The organism is Brevundimonas sp. KM4 (assembly GCF_000964075.1).
GTDB lineage: Bacteria > Pseudomonadota > Alphaproteobacteria > Caulobacterales > Caulobacteraceae > Brevundimonas > Brevundimonas huaxiensis.
Map to the genome: position 1 here is coordinate 69,055 of NZ_JZRG01000003.1, position 14,011 is coordinate 83,065.

At 69.2% G+C, this 14,011-nt stretch carries 13 protein-coding genes; 4 read left to right on the top strand and 9 right to left on the bottom strand.

From position 1 onward, the window contains the following. Positions 1-52: 52 nt before the first annotated feature. Positions 53-1,210 carry a hypothetical protein gene (locus VH88_RS16180; RefSeq protein ID WP_045809507.1) on the top strand — a complete coding sequence of 386 codons (1,158 nt, stop codon included), beginning with the start codon at positions 53-55 and terminating at the stop codon, positions 1,208-1,210. A gap of 48 nt (positions 1,211-1,258) precedes the next feature. Here VH88_RS16180 and pyrF read toward each other — a convergent pair whose 3' ends face one another. Further along, positions 1,259-1,987 carry an orotidine-5'-phosphate decarboxylase gene (gene pyrF, locus VH88_RS00505; protein ID WP_045809508.1) on the bottom strand — a complete coding sequence of 243 codons (729 nt, stop codon included), beginning with the start codon at positions 1,985-1,987 and terminating at the stop codon, positions 1,259-1,261. Between the two features lie 83 nt (positions 1,988-2,070). Between pyrF and VH88_RS00510 the strand changes: the two genes are divergently transcribed. Next, positions 2,071-2,766: a MarC family protein gene (locus tag VH88_RS00510; protein WP_017505485.1), complete on the top strand. Its 696-nt coding sequence runs from the start codon at positions 2,071-2,073 to the stop codon at positions 2,764-2,766. A gap of 4 nt (positions 2,767-2,770) precedes the next feature. On the opposite strand, the gene VH88_RS00515 is transcribed toward VH88_RS00510, so the two are convergent. Further along, the gene (locus VH88_RS00515; RefSeq protein ID WP_045809509.1) at positions 2,771-3,169 is read right to left on the bottom strand and encodes a metallopeptidase family protein; all 399 of its coding nucleotides are present in this window, start codon (positions 3,167-3,169) and stop codon (positions 2,771-2,773) included. A gap of 130 nt (positions 3,170-3,299) precedes the next feature. On the opposite strand from VH88_RS00515, the gene VH88_RS00520 reads away from it, so the two are divergent. Further along, positions 3,300-5,621, top strand: a complete 2,322-nt coding sequence (locus tag VH88_RS00520; RefSeq protein ID WP_045809510.1) for a PAS domain-containing sensor histidine kinase — start codon at positions 3,300-3,302, stop codon at positions 5,619-5,621. On the opposite strand, the gene VH88_RS00525 is transcribed toward VH88_RS00520, so the two are convergent. Both VH88_RS00525 and VH88_RS00530 read right to left on the bottom strand, forming a co-directional pair. Next, a complete protein-coding gene (locus VH88_RS00525) occupies positions 5,618-7,264 on the bottom strand; it encodes a M28 family metallopeptidase (RefSeq protein ID WP_045809511.1) in 1,647 nt (548 codons plus the stop codon). The genes VH88_RS00520 and VH88_RS00525 overlap by 4 nt on opposite strands. Before the next feature lie 37 nt (positions 7,265-7,301). Next, a complete protein-coding gene (locus VH88_RS00530) occupies positions 7,302-8,516 on the bottom strand; it encodes a TIGR03862 family flavoprotein (protein ID WP_197070949.1) in 1,215 nt (404 codons plus the stop codon). A gap of 64 nt (positions 8,517-8,580) precedes the next feature. On the opposite strand from VH88_RS00530, the gene greA reads away from it, so the two are divergent. After that, positions 8,581-9,060 carry a transcription elongation factor GreA gene (gene greA / locus VH88_RS00535; protein WP_045809585.1) on the top strand — a complete coding sequence of 160 codons (480 nt, stop codon included), beginning with the start codon at positions 8,581-8,583 and terminating at the stop codon, positions 9,058-9,060. A gap of 2 nt (positions 9,061-9,062) precedes the next feature. On the opposite strand, the gene VH88_RS00540 is transcribed toward greA, so the two are convergent. Genes VH88_RS00540 through miaB form a run of 5 tightly spaced genes read right to left on the bottom strand, consistent with a single transcriptional unit; the run spans position 9,063 to position 13,994 of the window. Beyond that, positions 9,063-9,470, bottom strand: coding sequence for a helix-turn-helix transcriptional regulator (locus VH88_RS00540; protein ID WP_045809512.1), 408 nt, complete (start codon positions 9,468-9,470; stop codon positions 9,063-9,065). A 16-nt stretch (positions 9,471-9,486) separates the two neighbouring features. Further along, positions 9,487-11,124, bottom strand: coding sequence for an apolipoprotein N-acyltransferase (gene lnt / locus VH88_RS00545; RefSeq protein ID WP_052689432.1), 1,638 nt, complete (start codon positions 11,122-11,124; stop codon positions 9,487-9,489). Positions 11,125-11,128: 4 nt separating this feature from the next. After that, positions 11,129-11,575: an rRNA maturation RNase YbeY gene (gene ybeY, locus VH88_RS00550; RefSeq protein ID WP_045809513.1), complete on the bottom strand. Its 447-nt coding sequence runs from the start codon at positions 11,573-11,575 to the stop codon at positions 11,129-11,131. Then, complete coding sequence (locus VH88_RS00555) at positions 11,572-12,558, bottom strand: PhoH family protein (protein ID WP_045809514.1); 987 nt, start codon at positions 12,556-12,558, stop codon at positions 11,572-11,574. The genes ybeY and VH88_RS00555 overlap by 4 nt, the downstream gene beginning before the upstream one ends. Continuing rightward, positions 12,558-13,994, bottom strand: a complete 1,437-nt coding sequence (gene miaB, locus VH88_RS00560; RefSeq protein ID WP_045809515.1) for a tRNA (N6-isopentenyl adenosine(37)-C2)-methylthiotransferase MiaB — start codon at positions 13,992-13,994, stop codon at positions 12,558-12,560. Before miaB ends, VH88_RS00555 begins: the two co-directional genes overlap by 1 nt. Positions 13,995-14,011 lie beyond the last annotated feature (17 nt).

Consider the following 14,011-nt stretch of genomic DNA (forward strand, 5'->3'; position numbering starts at 1 on the left):
GAAACAGGCGCCGGACTTGCCAGTCACGGGACAACTCAGAGGAGTCTGTCCCGTGACGATACAGTCGATACTTACCGCCGCGTCGGCGGCTCTGCTGCTCTCCGCAGCGCCCGCTCTGGCCGGTGGTCCCGGTCACGGGGGTTATGGCGGCGGCCATCCCGGCGGCGGCTGCGGCGGGGGATGCGGCGGCGGTCACTATGGCGGCGGCAACTACAACGCCAACCACAACGTCAATGTGAACGTGAACGGCGGCGCCTACGCCAATGCCAACGCCAACGCCTATGCGAGCGCCGCCAGCTATTCGGCGAGCAGCGCCCGGTCCTATTCCAGTTCGTCCAGCTTCCAGCGCGGCTACGTCGGCGGCGGCACGACCTATGTCGGAAGCGGCGGCTATTCGGACGGCTATTACGGCGGCGGCTATGTCGGCGGCGTCAGCGCGACCTCGGTCCTGGTCGGTCGCCCGCCGGTCAGTGCTCCGGTCGGCTATCCGGTCTATGGCTTCGGCCGTGACTATATCGGCTGGCGTCCGTATCCGGGCCGTCCGATCGACTGCAACTGCCGTCCGCCCGCTCGCCCGCCGGTTCGCTACGAACACCGCTATGAGCAGCGTTACGAGCAAGGCTACGTCGATCAGCCGCCGGTCTATGTCCAGGCGCCGCCCGTCCAGATCGCGCCGCAGCGCATCTATGTCGCGCCTTCTCAGGTCAGCCTGGCCCCGCCCCAGATCGAGATGGGACCGCCTACCTATATCGAACAGCCGCCCATCTATGTGCAGGCGCCGCCGGTGAACATCGGGCCGCAACGCGTTCAGGTGGCTCCGTCGCAGGTGAATTTGGCTCCGGCCCAGGTCGATGTCGGCCCGCCCGTCTATGTCGATCAGGCCCCGGTCTATGTGCAATCGGCGCCCGTCAACATCGGCCCGCAACACATCCAGGTCGCCCCGGCCCAGGTCAATGTCGCCCCTGCCCAGGTCGAGGTCGGCGGCCCGGTCTATGTCGATCAGTCGCCGGTCTATGTGCAGTCCGCGCCGGTTAATGTGGCCCCGGCCCAGGTCTATGTCGCGCCGCCGGAGGTGAACACGGCCCCGCCGCCGCCTCCTCCGCCCCCGCCGCCGTCGGGCTACTACGGCGACCTGCCGCCGCCCGAGGCGCCCGCGCCCCACGCCCCGCCGCGTCACGGCTATGCCCAGGAGCCGGGCGAGCGCGGCTGATCGCCACTCTCGAAAACAACCGAAGACGAACGGTCGCCCTGGTCTGTCTCAGATCAGGGCGATCTGCTGTGCGATTTCTTGCGCCGCCGCGCGCGGATCGGCCGCCGCCGTGATCGGCCGACCGATGACCAGATGGGTCGCGCCGGCCTGAAGGGCCGCCTGTGGCGTCGCCGCCCGCGCCTGATCGTCCAGCGCCGCGCCGACCGGGCGTACGCCGGGCGTGACGATCAGGAAGTCGGGCCGCCCCGCCTCGATCGCCAGAGCCCGGGCCCGCGCCGCCTCATGCGGGCTGGAGACGACGCCGTCGATCCCGGCCTCCAGCGCCTGACGCACGCGCCGCTCGACCAGATCGGCCGGCGACAGGCTGTGGTCGTCGGCGGCCAAATCGTCGGCTGTCAGGCTGGTCAGGACCGTAACCCCGAGAACCTTCATCTTCGAGCCCGCCGCGCCGCGCGCCGCCGCCGCCATGACCTGGGGCCGCGCATGGACCGTCAGCAGGTCGCAGTCGGCGCCCGCCAGATTGGCCGTCGCCTTCTCCACGGTCGCGCCGATGTCGTGCAGCTTCCAGTCCAGAAAGATCTTCCGACCCTGCGCCTTCAATTCCCGCGCCAGCGTCATGCCGTCGACCGCGAACAGTTGCAGTCCGACCTTGTAGAAGCCGATCGCATCGCCGATCCGCTCGGCCAGGACGGCCGCCTCGGCCGTCGTCGGCACGTCCAGGGCGCAGATGATCCGCTCGTCGGGCGCACGATCGGAGGCGGTTTGGGGATCGGTCATCGACGGACTCGCGCTGAGCGGCTATGCCGGACACGAGGGCGCGTCGGCAGGGCGGCGTGATGGATTGAGGGCGAGGGCAGGCGATGAACGCAGTCGATTTGGGTGTCAACCTGTTCGTGACCCTGTTCGCCTTGCTGGACCCGATCGGCAATCTGCCGATCTTCGCCGCCGCGACGGCGGGGGCGACCCTGCGTCAGCGGATTTCGGTCTCGGCCCTGATCTGCGCCTTCGCCGCCGTCTTCCTGGCCTTCTTCCTGTTCACGGGCCTGGGCCTGTTGCAGTTCTTCGGCATTTCGCTGGCGGCGTTCCGCATCGCGGGCGGCATACTGCTGCTGTTCCTGGGGCTGGACATGGCGCGCGGCGACTTCCTGGCCATGTTCGCCGACAAGGATGCGCTGGCGGATTCCAAGGACGTGCGCGGCTATGCCCGCAGGCGGTTCCAGCGCCTGGTCGTCCCCTTCGCCATTCCGCTGATGATCGGCCCCGGCGCCATTTCGGCCGTGATCATCCAGGCGGGCGAGGCGGCCAAGCTGGGCTATGCCGGGACCATGGGCTCGCTGGTGGCGATCGCGGCGGCCTGCGCCGTCTCCTTCGTCTGTTTCGCCCTGACAGGCTCGCTCAGCCGCCTGCTGGGCGAGGTCGGCATGGCGATCATCGTCAAGGTGCTGGGCCTGATCCTGTGCGCCCTGGCGATCCAGTTCATCCTTCTGGGCCTGGGCGAGGCCATCCCCGGCATGATCTCCGGCGCGGTGACGACGCCCTATCCGGCGACCAAATAAAGCGTCAGTCCGCCTCGTCCTCGATGGCGTGGATGTCATCGTCGGTCAGGCCCAGGTGATGGCCGATCTCGTGGATCAGGACGTGGGCGATCAGTTCGCCGATCCCCACGTCGCCGCGCTCGCACCATTCGTCCAGGATGGGGCGGCGATAGAGGAAGACCCGCGATGGCTCGGCCGCCGGGCCCAGGCTGTCGCGCCGGCCGATGTCCACGCCGTGATACAGGCCCGTCAGCTCGAACGGATCCTCGATCTCCATCTCGGCAAGCGTCGCCTCGTCGGCGAAATCGTCGATGCGGATGACCACCTCACCCGCCGCGTCTTTGAACGGTCCGGGCAGGGCGTCGAACGCCTCTTGCGCCAGGCGGGCGAAGTCATCGAGGGAGGGAGCGATCGGGTCGGTCATGTCCGCGATATCACAGCCCCGACGCTCTGCCGCAACGGGGCGCGATGACGCGATTACGAGACTGCCGCTTTTTCGCGCGCTTGGAGTATGGTTAGCGAATCGGGGCTGAGACTCTTCTCCAGGGACACGAATGGCCGAGGCCGACATCGCCTATGTCGCCACAGCGGGCGCAGCCGGATTGGCCATGGCCGTCAGCGCCTGGGCCTTGCTGCTGCGTGGGCGGTTGCATGAGACCGCCGTCGCCGCCGAGCGCGAGCGGGTCGAGGCCCTGGCCGACCTCAGCCGCCATGACGCCATGCTGCGCGCCTTCGACGACGTCAGCCTGGCCCTGACGCCGGTTGGGCAGGCGGCCGGTCTGCCGATCGGTTCGGCCGAACTGATCGCGCGGCTGGCGGGTGAGGACGCCGAGGCCGGGGCCGCGGTCCTGAACAAGCTCCGGATCACCCACGGCGCCCTTATCGACGCCTTGGTTCACGAAGGTCAGGCGTTCGAAGGTCTGGTCGCGCTGGACGATGTGGAGCCCTGGCGGATCGAGGGGCGGGTCGCAGGCGGTTCGGCCTGGCTGCGGCTGTCGCCCGCCTCGCGCTTCACCCTGACCGGGGCGGACGCGACGGAAAGCGGCCTAGCCCTGTTGGGCGACGCCTCGCCCACCCCGACCTGGGTCGTTGACGGCACCGGCAAGCTGGCCTGGGCCAACCGCGCCTGGCTGAACGAGACCAATGCCGAGAGCATCGACGACGCCGTCGAAAAGGGCGTGTCCTTCGACCGCGGCGCCGACGCCCTGGTCGCCGAGGCCGCGCGGCTGGGCGTGCGCCAGGAGGGCTTCCGCTGGACGACCGGCGGGGGCGCGCGGCGCGCCTGGCGCATCATCGCCGAGCCGGCGGGCGGCGGCGCCGTCACCGCCTTCGCCATCGAGGTGACCGAGGCGGAAGAGACGCGCGACACCCTGCGCCGCCACGTCGACGCCCATGACGAGACGCTGAACCACCTGGCCGACGCCGTCGCCATCTTCGGCCCGCAAAAGCGGCTGGCCTTCCATAACACCGCCTTCCAGACCCTGTTCGACATCGACGCGGCTTGGCTGGACGAACGTCCGACCCATGCCGAGCTGCTGGACCGTCTGCGCCAGCGTCGCAGCCTGCCCGAGGTCGTCGACTACGCCGGCTGGAAGGCGCGCGAGCTTGAGTTCTACGGCGCGTCGGAGGCTTCGCCGGACGACAGCTGGTCCCTGCCGGACGGGCGCACCCTGCGCGTCGTGCGCCAGCCGCACCCGCTGGGCGGCATTCTGCTGATCTTCTCGGACATCACCGACGAGTTGAAGCTGCGCAGCCGCTTCAACGCCCAGATCCAGGTCCAGCGCGCGACGCTGGACAAGCTGAACGACGCGGTCGCGGTGTTCGGCTCCGACGGCCGACTGCGGCTGCACAATGAGGCGTTCGAGACCTTCTGGAACCTGTCGGCGGACAAGATCGCGACGGCCTCGGATTTCGACGCCCTGGCTGAACTGTGCAAGGCCGTGCTGCCCGATCCCGCCCTGTGGCTGGGGCTGAAGGCGCGCGTCGCCGATCCCGATCCCGAAAGCCGTGTCGCCATCTCCGGCGAGGGCCGGACCGTGGACGGTCGCGTCGCCGCCTGGCAGACCCGCCCCCTGCCGGACGGCGCGACCCTGGTCGCCTTCTCGGACGTGACCGCGCGTCGCGGGCTGGAGCAGGCGCTGGTGCAGCGCGAACAGGCCCTGGCCGAAAGCCAGGCGCTGAAGCGCGAGTTCGTGGGCAGTGTCTCCTATGAACTACGCACGCCGCTGACGACCATCGTCGGCTATTCCGAACTGCTGGAGACGATGGGCGACCTGCCCGAACGCAGCCGCCAGCACGCGGGCGCCATCCGCATCGCCGCCAGCCAACTGGCCCGCTCCATCGACGACGTGCTGGACATGGCCCAGATCGACGCCGGCGAGATGGAGCTGTCGCTGGGCGACCTCAGGGTCTGCGACCTATTGAGCCAGGCCGCCGAAAAGGTCCGGGCGCGGGTCGAGGGGCGCGGCGCCACCCTGACCGTGTCCTGTCCCGCCGATCTCAAACCCATCCGCGCCGATGAACACCGCATCGGCCAGGCGCTGGATCATCTGCTGGAGAATGCGGCGCGCGCCGTGTCCGAAGGCGGGGCGGTCGAGCTGAAGGCCGAGGCCGGCCCGTCTGAAATCCGCCTGACGGTGTCCGACACCGGGCGCGGGATTCCCTATCACCTGCAGGCCCACGTCTTCGACCGCTTCGTGCGGCGCGAGCGGGGCGGTCCCGGCGTGGGTCTGGCCCTGGTCAAGGCCCTGGTCGAACTGCACGGCGGCTGGGCCGAGGTCGAAAGCGAGCCGGGCAAGGGCGCCGCCTTCATCCTGCATCTGCCGCTGGGCGCCGCGACCACCGCCGCCGCGCCCGAGCTTCAGCTGGAACTCTAGCGCCGCGACGCCTTCGAGGCGTCCCGCGCAGGGCCGAACTCGGCGCCGGCGTTCCATTCCGGCCATTGGTCCCCGTCCGCCAGCTCGCGACCGACGGCGTAGATCAGGGCCACATCGGCGGCGGCGGCATCCATGGTCCAGGTCGAATCCCATTCGTCCGTGGGCTGATGATAGCGGTTCTGGACGTAGTCGCGGCTGGCCGCGCTGGCGCCGGTGAAGCCCGCCGCCGGGAACAGGGCCGGCACGCCCTTCAACGCCAGGGGGAAGTGGTCCGAGCGATAGAAGGCCCCGGCCTGGGGCGCCGGATCGGCGATCAGGGTGCGGCCCGTCTCGGTCGCATGGCGCGCCAGAATGTCGTCCAGCTGGTTCTTGCCCTTGCCGATGACGACGACGTTGGGGTCGATCTCGGTCCCCGGCAGCAGGCTGTCGACGTTGATGTTGACGACCGTGGTCTCCAGCGGCCAGACCGGGTTGGCGGCATAATAGGTCGAGCCCAAGAGGCCCGCCTCCTCGCCCGACCAGGCGGCGAAGACGACCGATCGTTTGGGGCGCGGACCCTCGGCGAAGGCGTTGGCCAGTTCCAGCAGGGCCGCGACGCCGGTCGCATTATCCACCGCCGCATTATAGATCTTGTCGCCCTGGGCGTTCGGCGTGCCGACGCCGTAGCCGTCCCAGTGGGCGCCGTACATGACGGTCTCGTCCGGGCGTTCCGAACCGGGAATGCGGGCGATGACGTTCTTGGTCTCCACCTTGTCGGCGATCTGGCCGAAATCGACGCTCAGGGTCAAGCCGGGCAGGACGACCGGCTTGAAATCGGCGCTGCGCGCGCTGTCCTTCAGGGCGGCGAAATCCAGGCCGGCGGCGGTGAACAGTTCTTCCGCCTTGGCGCGCTGGATCCAGCCCTGGAACGCCGCGCGTTCGGCGTCGGGGTTGGCGCGCACGATGTCGAACTTGGGCGCGGCCGATGAGTTCTGCAGCGTGGACCAGGGATAGCCCGCGCCGGCCGTTTCATGCACCACCAGCACGCCCGCCGCGCCGCGACGACCCGCCTCCTGGAACTTGTAGGTCCAGCGGCCATAGAAGGTCATGGCGTTTCCGTCGAACTTGCCCGCGACCGGATCGCCGTCGGGCGCCTGGAAGTCGGGATCGTTGACCAGGACGACGATGACCTTGCCGCGCACGTCCACGTCCTTGAAATCGTCCCACTGGCGCTCGGGCGCCGTCGCGCCGTAGCCGACGAAGACCACGGGCGCGTCGGTCACTGTGATGTGGTCGGTGGGCCGGTCGCTGGACACCAGAACGTCGGGACCGCGCTCCAGGCTGATGGTCTTGCCGCCGACGGTCGCGGCGACGGTGGCCGGACCGTCCTGGCGGGTGCGCGACAGATGGGCGACCTGAACAAAGGCGCCGTCCGGCCCGCCGCCCTCGGCCCCCGCCGCCTTGAACTGTTCGACCAACCAGGCGACGGTCTTTTCCTCACCGGCCGAGGCGGGCGCGCGGCCTTCGAAATCGTCCGACGCCAGAACCCGAACCGACTCATTCATCCGCGCGGCGTCGATGTTCGGCGTCGTCTCCTGCGCCAGGGCCGGCGAGCAGGCCATCATCAGGGCCAGGATGGAAACAGCGGGGAGGGCGTGGCGCATCGGATACTCCTGATCGAACCGCGCGACCCTGCCTTTCTCAGTCCCGGCTGTCGAGCCAGTCGATGACGCCCTCGGCCGCGACGACGGCGGAGGCGAAGCTGGCCTGAAGCAGATAGCCGCCGGTCGGCGCCTCCCAATCCAGCATCTCGCCGGCGACGAAAACGCCCGGCCGCGCGACCAGCATCAGCCGTTCGTCCACGCCGTCCAGTTTGACGCCGCCCGCCGAGGAAATCGCCCGCTCCAGTCCCTGAACGCCAGTCAGGGTCAGCGGCATGGCCTTGATCCGTTCGGCCAAGGCCCGAGGCGAGGCGGGCAGGGGGCCGGCTTCATACAGCAGGGCGACGGCGGCCGACTCCAACCCGGCCACCTTGCGCAGATGGTTGGACAGGCTGGCCTTGCCGCGCGGCTTGGACAGACGGTCGGTCAGTTTTCCGATCGCTACATCGGGCTTTAGATCGATCTGGATCTCGGCGCGCCCCGCCATTTCGACCGTCGTCCTCAGCGCCGCGGACAGCGCATAGATGACCCCGCCCTCGATGCCGTAGCAGGCGATCATCGCCTCGCCCCGCGCCGTCCGCTCGCCATGGGTGGCAGCGACGCCTTTTAGCGGCTGGCCCGCGAACCGATCACGGAACAGCGCCGACCAGGCCACATCGAAGCCCACATTGGCCGGTCGGAACGGCGACACGGCGGCGCCCTGCGCTTGCAGCCACGGCGCCCAGGCCCCGTCTGAACCCAGACGCGGCCAGCTGGCGCCGCCCAGCGCCAGGACCACGGCGTCGGGTCGTTCGAGCCGCTCGCCGTCCGGCGTCTCGAATGTCAGCGCGCCGTCGCGCCAACCGGTCCAGCGCGAGCGCGTGCGGATCTCGACGCCCTGCGCCTCCAGCCGCGCCAACCAGGCCCGCACCAGGGGCGAGGCCTTCATGGCCTTCGGAAACACACGCCCGCTGGAGCCGACGAAGGTCTCCTGCCCCAGGCCTTCGACCCAGGCGGTCAGGTCGGAAGGCGTGAACCGGTCGATCCAGGCGGCGGCCGTCGGCTGGGCGGGACCATAGCGGGTCATGAACCGGTCCAGCGGTTCCGAATGGGTCAGGTTCAACCCGCCGCGCCCGGCCATCAGCAGCTTGCGGGCCACGGACGGCATCCGGTCGTGCACCACGACCGTCGCCCCCGCCTGCGCCAGCCGCTCGGCCGCCATCAGCCCCGCAGGACCGGCGCCGATCACATGAACCTGACGGGGCGATTTCATCATCGGCCCGCTTTGCCCGGTTGCTGTCGCGCTGGCTATAGGCGCCGTCATCGCTATGTTCCCGACCATGAGCGTTGCCTTCACCCGCGAAGAAGATCTGGAAGCCACTGCCGCCGACTTGGCGGACCGCCCGATCTCGCCCCATCCCAATCTGGTCACGCCCGAGGGTCTGGCCGCGATCGAGGCCGAACTGGCCTCGGCCCGCGCCGCCTACACCGCCGCTCAGGTGCAAGGCTCGATCGAGAGCGACCGCACCGCCATGGCGCGCGCGACGCGGGACCTGCGCTACTGGTCCGCCCGGCGCGCCTCGGCCCAATTGGTCGAGCCTGCTGAAGCCGATGGGGCCGTGCGGTTCGGGGGCTCGGTCTCCATCGAGCGCGAGGACGGACGCGCCCAGACCTGGCGCATCGTCGGCGAGGACGAGGCCGATCCGGCCGCAGGCTCGGTCAGCCATGTCTCGCCCCTCGCCCGCGCCGTCATGGGCAAACGGGTCGGCGACGAGGTGACGGTGGCCGGTCAGTCGGCCGAGATCGTAGCGGTCGGCTAGACCTAGTCCTGGGTGCCGTCGTCGCCCAGCATATCCCGCATCATGTCCAGGATCAGCTTCTGCTTGCGCGCCGGCAGGCGCGGGGCCAGGCGGGTGATCTCGACGCTGGTCTTGGTGGGTCGATGCTCGTGGTCGAAGGCGGGCGCCTCCTCGGCGACCCCGACCGTCGCGCTGGTGTAACCGTCGAAGAAGAAGGGGATGCCGACCTTCATGAACTCGGCCATCTCAAACAGTTTCGAGGCCGAGACGCGGTTCGTGCCCTTCTCGTACTTCTGCACCTGCTGGAAGCTGACGCCGACGGCCTTGGCCAGGGCGGTCTGCGTCAGGCCAAGGTCGAGACGCTTTTCCTGAACGCGACGGCCGACATGGCGATCGACGGGATGCGGATCCTCGTCCTTTTCACGCGCCATCGCCGTCACCCTTCACCTAGATCGCTACTCGACTTCCCTGGACCCTAGATCGCCGGATCGACGGCCACAAGGACAGGATGAACGCTGTTAGCATTGAGAAAAAGAACAGGAAATCGCCAAATCGGCCATAGGGCGTCACGCCCGTCGGACGGGGCAGTGGGGCGTCGATGACGCCCATGACGCCGGGCTCCAGCCGCTGACCCTCCACGATCCGGCCCCACGGGTCGATCATGGCCGAAATGCCCGTCGGGGTGGCTCGCGCGATGGGCAGGCCGGTCTCGATCGCGCGATAGCTGGCCAGATTCAGATGCTGGCGCGGGCCCGAGGTCGCGCCGAACCAGGCGTCGTTCGACGCATTGACGATCCAGTCTGGCCGGCCGGCCGCGCCGGGCGTGAAGCCGGGATAAAGGCTCTCATAGCAGATCAGCACCTGCGCCGGCGGAGCGCCCGGAACCGAGATCGGGGCCGGCGTCGGTCCGGCGGAAAAGTCGCTGGGCATATGCACCAGGCTGCGCAGGCCGATGGAGGTCATGATCGACCCCAAGGGCAGGTACTCGCCAAACGGCACCAGCCGGTGCTTGTCATAGACGGCGGCGACCCTCAGGCCCGCCCCGCCTTCGTCAGCCAGGGCGAACAGGCTGTTGTAATAGCGCGCGCCCTCGGGCGCGGTCAGGTCCGGCTCGCCGCGCGCCAGGCCCATCAGCAAGGTCTGTCCGGGACGCAGGGCGCCCGCGATGGCCTGGGCGTCGGCCGAGGCGAAGACGTCGTTGGCCGAGGCGGGCAGGGCGCCTTCAGGCCAGACCACGACATTGGGCGTTCGCGTCGCGCTTTGACCCGTCAGGGCGACATAGCGATCGACGATGGAGCGATAGGCCTCGGGCGACCATTTGGTCTCCTGCTTCACATCGGCCTGAACCAGGCGCACGACCGTGTCGGTGAACTGAAGATCCGACTGCGCCAGCCTGACGGCGCCGAAGCCGCCGACGGCGATCAGGGCCAGGGCGCCCAGGCCCGCCGAGATCAGACGGCTGCGCTTGTCGCCCGGCCCGATGAGGGGCGCGAAGGCCGAGGTGGCCGCGACCGTGACCAGGCTCAGCCCATAGACGCCGACGACCGAGGCGAACTGGGACATGCCGCCGCCCGCGCGCCAGGTCGCGCCGGCCGGGTTCCACGGAAAGCCCGTCAGCACATGACCCCGCAACCATTCTGCCGCGCAGAACAGGGCGGCGAACAACAGCACCCGCACGGCCCCCAGCGGTGCGAACCGACGATAGAGGGCGCAGGCCGTTCCCCAGAAAAGCCCAAGGCCCGCCGGCAGCAGGCTGGCCGCAAACGGCGCCATCCACGCCTGTTCGGGATTGACGAAAAACGCCTCGGCCACCCACCAGCAGCCGACGAAGAAATAGGCGAACCCTGCCAGCCAACCCATCCAGAAGGCGCCGCGCGCCGTGTCGGACCGCTCCGACAGGATCATCAGCAGCGGATAACCCAGAAGCCCGATCAGCATCCCGAACGGCGGATGGGCGAAGGCCGTCCCGGCGCCGGCCAGCAGCGCCAGACCAATACGGATCAGCCGCCACGTCAGGGCGCGCTTCCTGTCGGGCAGGGCGCGGATCGGGGCCGCGAAACGGTCCAGCAGGGCGTCGGGGAACATCGGATCAGTCCTGCTCGGCGATATAGGGGTCGGCGACGCCGATCTGGGCCAGGATTTCGCGCTCCTCGGCCTCCATCTCCTCGGCCTCGGCGTCGTCTTCGTGGTCGCGACCCAAGAGGTGCAGCACGCCGTGGACGACCAGATGGCTCAGATGATCGGCCAAGGTCTTGCCCTGCGCCTCGGCCTCGGTCGCGCAGACGCCGTAGGCCAGAACGATGTCGCCCAGATGCGGAAAGGCGTTCTCCGGCGCCGGGAAGGACAGGACATTGGTCGGCTTGTCCTTGTCGCGAAACCGGCCGTTCAAGTCGCGCACGGCGGCGTCGTCGGTCAGCAGGACGACGATGTCGCCCTCCGCCGTGCCCAGCGCGGCCTGCGCCGCGCGTTCGACGACGGCCTCCGCGTCCGGCAGGGCGCCGGTCCAGGCCTCGGCCTCGACTTCAATCTCGATCATGCGGGGTCTTCGAGGTCCGGGGCGGGGCGTCCGCGCGCGGCGTCGGCGTCATAGGCGCGCACGATCCGCTCGACCATGGCGTGACGCACCACGTCGGACGCCTCGAACTTCAGGATGCCGACGCCCTGGACCCCGTCCAAGATCCGCAGGGCGTGGGCCAGGCCGGAGTCGCGCGGGTTCAGCAGGTCGATCTGCGACGGATCGCCCGTCACCACCATCCGCGCGCCTTCGCCCAGACGGGTCAGCACCATCTTCATCTGCAGGCGGCTGGTGTTCTGGGCCTCATCGACGATGACGAAGGCGTGGCTGAGCGTGCGGCCGCGCATGAAGGCGATCGGGGCGGCTTCAATCTCGCCCTTGTCGCGGCGACGCTGGACGTCCTCGGCGCCCAGAATGTCGTTCAGCGCCTCCCAGATCGGCGCCAGATAGGGATCGACCTTTTCGTTCAGATCGCCGGGCAGGAAGCCCAGCTTCTCGCCCGCCTCGACCGCCGGGCGGGTGATGACCAGCCGGTCAACCTGCCCCCGCCGCAGCAGCGATGCGCCATAGGCCGCCGCCAGAAAGGTCTTGCCCGTGCCCGCCGGGCCGACGCCGAAGCTCAGTTCACACCGGCCCAGCATGTCCAGATAGGCGGCCTGCGCCTTGGTCTTGGGCACGATGGCGCCGCGCTTTCCGCCCGGCAGCGATACGCCCGCCGCCGCCATACCGGGCGTGCCGCGACCGCCGCGCGCCTGACCCAGAGAGGCGCGCACGTCGGCCTCGGTGACTTCGGCGCCCAGGGCCGCGCGCTTGGCCAGATCCTCGATCACCTGGCGGGCGTCCGTGCGGTCGCGGGCGCCGCCGTTGACGGAGACCCCGCCGCCCGGGGCCTCGACCAGCACCTTGAAGGCGTCCTCGATCAGGGCGACGTGGCGACTGTTCGGCCCGATGACCGCCCGCAGTTCGGCATCGTTCAAGGGGACGAATTCAGACTCACGCGCCATCAAGCGGCCTTTTCTTTTTGGGCTGTCGCCGGGCCTGCGGGACCCGGCTGTTTCAGCCCGTCTGCTGTGAGCCGGCCCGATAGACTGTTCTGCTGGCCGGCGATGATCTCGACCGGAACGATCTGCCCGATCAGATGATCCGCGTCATCGACGTGGACCGATTGAAGATATGGGGATCGACCGAGCGCTTGGCGACGGTGGCCGTGCCGTCCCGGCTTGTCGAACAGCACGTTCAGCGTCCGGCCCGCCTGCGCCGCGTTGAAGGCGGTCTGCTGTTCCGTCAGCAGGGCGATCAGGCGATGCAGTCGGTCCTTGACGATTTCCGGCTCGACCTGTTTGCCCATGCCCGCCGCCGGCGTGCCCGGTCGCGGCGAATAGGCGAAGGCGAAGGCTCCGGCGTAGTTCACGCGCCGCACCAGATCCAGCGTGTCCTCAAACTCCCGATCCGTCTCACCGGGAAAGCCGACGATGAAGTCGCCGGCGATGGCGATATCGGGCCGCGCGGCTCGGATGCGGTCGATCAGGTCGAAATATTTCTGACGCCCGTGCTTGCGGTTCATCGCCCGCAGGATCCGATCCGACCCCGCCTGAACCGGAAGGTGCAGATAGGGCATCAAGGCGTCCAGATCGCCATGCGCGGCGATCAACTCATCGGCCATGTCGTTGGGATGGCTGGTCGTATAGCGGATGCGGTCCAGGCCGGGGATCTCGGCCAGGGCATAGGCCAGTTCGGCCAGGGTCGCCTTTCGCCCGTCCGGCCGCTCGCCGTCATAGGCGTTGACGTTCTGGCCCAGCAGGGTGACCTCGCGCACGCCCCGATCCGCCAGTTGCCGCGCCTCTTCCAGCACCGCCGCCATCGGCCGCGACCATTCGGCGCCGCGCGTATAGGGCACGACGCAGAAGGTGCAGAACTTGTCGCACCCCTCCTGCACCGTCAGGAAGGCGGTCGGCCCCTCGGTGAAGCGGGCCGCGGGCAGGGCGTCGAACTTGTCGTCGGGAGCGAAGTCGGCGCCGATCCGCTCGCCTCGCGCCCGCGCCGTGCGGGTCAGAAGCTCGGGCAGCTGGTGATAGGCCTGGGGACCGACGACGATGTCGACGGCCGGCTGACGCCGCATGATCTCCTCGCCCTCGGCCTGGGCGACGCAGCCGGCGACGGCGATGGTCAGGTCCCCGCCGGTTTCGCGCCGGATGTCGCGCATCTCGCGCAGCTTGCCGAGCTCGGAATAGATCTTCTCGGCCGCCTTTTCGCGGATGTGGCAGGTGTTCAGGATGACGAAGTCGGCGGCCTTCACGTCGTCGGTGACGCCATAACCCAGCGGGCGCAGCACATCGGCCATGCGCTCGCTGTCATAGACGTTCATCTGACAGCCGTAGGTCTTGATGAACAGACGCTTTTGGGGCGCCGTCTCGACTTGAGGAACCAGGGTCTCGGTCATTGTGGGCTTATGATCGC

Excerpts from the sequence above, each read along its gene's own strand:
- pyrF (WP_045809508.1), bottom strand. The coding sequence starts at position 1,987 with ATGACCGATCCCCAAACCGCCTCCGATCGTGCGCCCGACGAGCGGATC.
- VH88_RS00510 (WP_017505485.1), top strand. The coding sequence starts at position 2,071 with ATGAACGCAGTCGATTTGGGTGTCAACCTGTTCGTGACCCTGTTCGCC.
- VH88_RS00515 (WP_045809509.1), bottom strand. The coding sequence starts at position 3,169 with ATGACCGACCCGATCGCTCCCTCCCTCGATGACTTCGCCCGCCTGGCG.
- VH88_RS00520 (WP_045809510.1), top strand. The coding sequence starts at position 3,300 with ATGGCCGAGGCCGACATCGCCTATGTCGCCACAGCGGGCGCAGCCGGA.
- VH88_RS00525 (WP_045809511.1), bottom strand. The coding sequence starts at position 7,264 with ATGCGCCACGCCCTCCCCGCTGTTTCCATCCTGGCCCTGATGATGGCC.
- VH88_RS00530 (WP_197070949.1), bottom strand. The coding sequence starts at position 8,516 with ATGATGAAATCGCCCCGTCAGGTTCATGTGATCGGCGCCGGTCCTGCG.
- greA (WP_045809585.1), top strand. The coding sequence starts at position 8,581 with ATGAGCGTTGCCTTCACCCGCGAAGAAGATCTGGAAGCCACTGCCGCC.
- VH88_RS00540 (WP_045809512.1), bottom strand. The coding sequence starts at position 9,470 with ATGGCGCGTGAAAAGGACGAGGATCCGCATCCCGTCGATCGCCATGTC.
- lnt (WP_052689432.1), bottom strand. The coding sequence starts at position 11,124 with ATGTTCCCCGACGCCCTGCTGGACCGTTTCGCGGCCCCGATCCGCGCC.
- ybeY (WP_045809513.1), bottom strand. The coding sequence starts at position 11,575 with ATGATCGAGATTGAAGTCGAGGCCGAGGCCTGGACCGGCGCCCTGCCG.
- VH88_RS00555 (WP_045809514.1), bottom strand. The coding sequence starts at position 12,558 with ATGGCGCGTGAGTCTGAATTCGTCCCCTTGAACGATGCCGAACTGCGG.
- miaB (WP_045809515.1), bottom strand. The coding sequence starts at position 13,994 with ATGACCGAGACCCTGGTTCCTCAAGTCGAGACGGCGCCCCAAAAGCGT.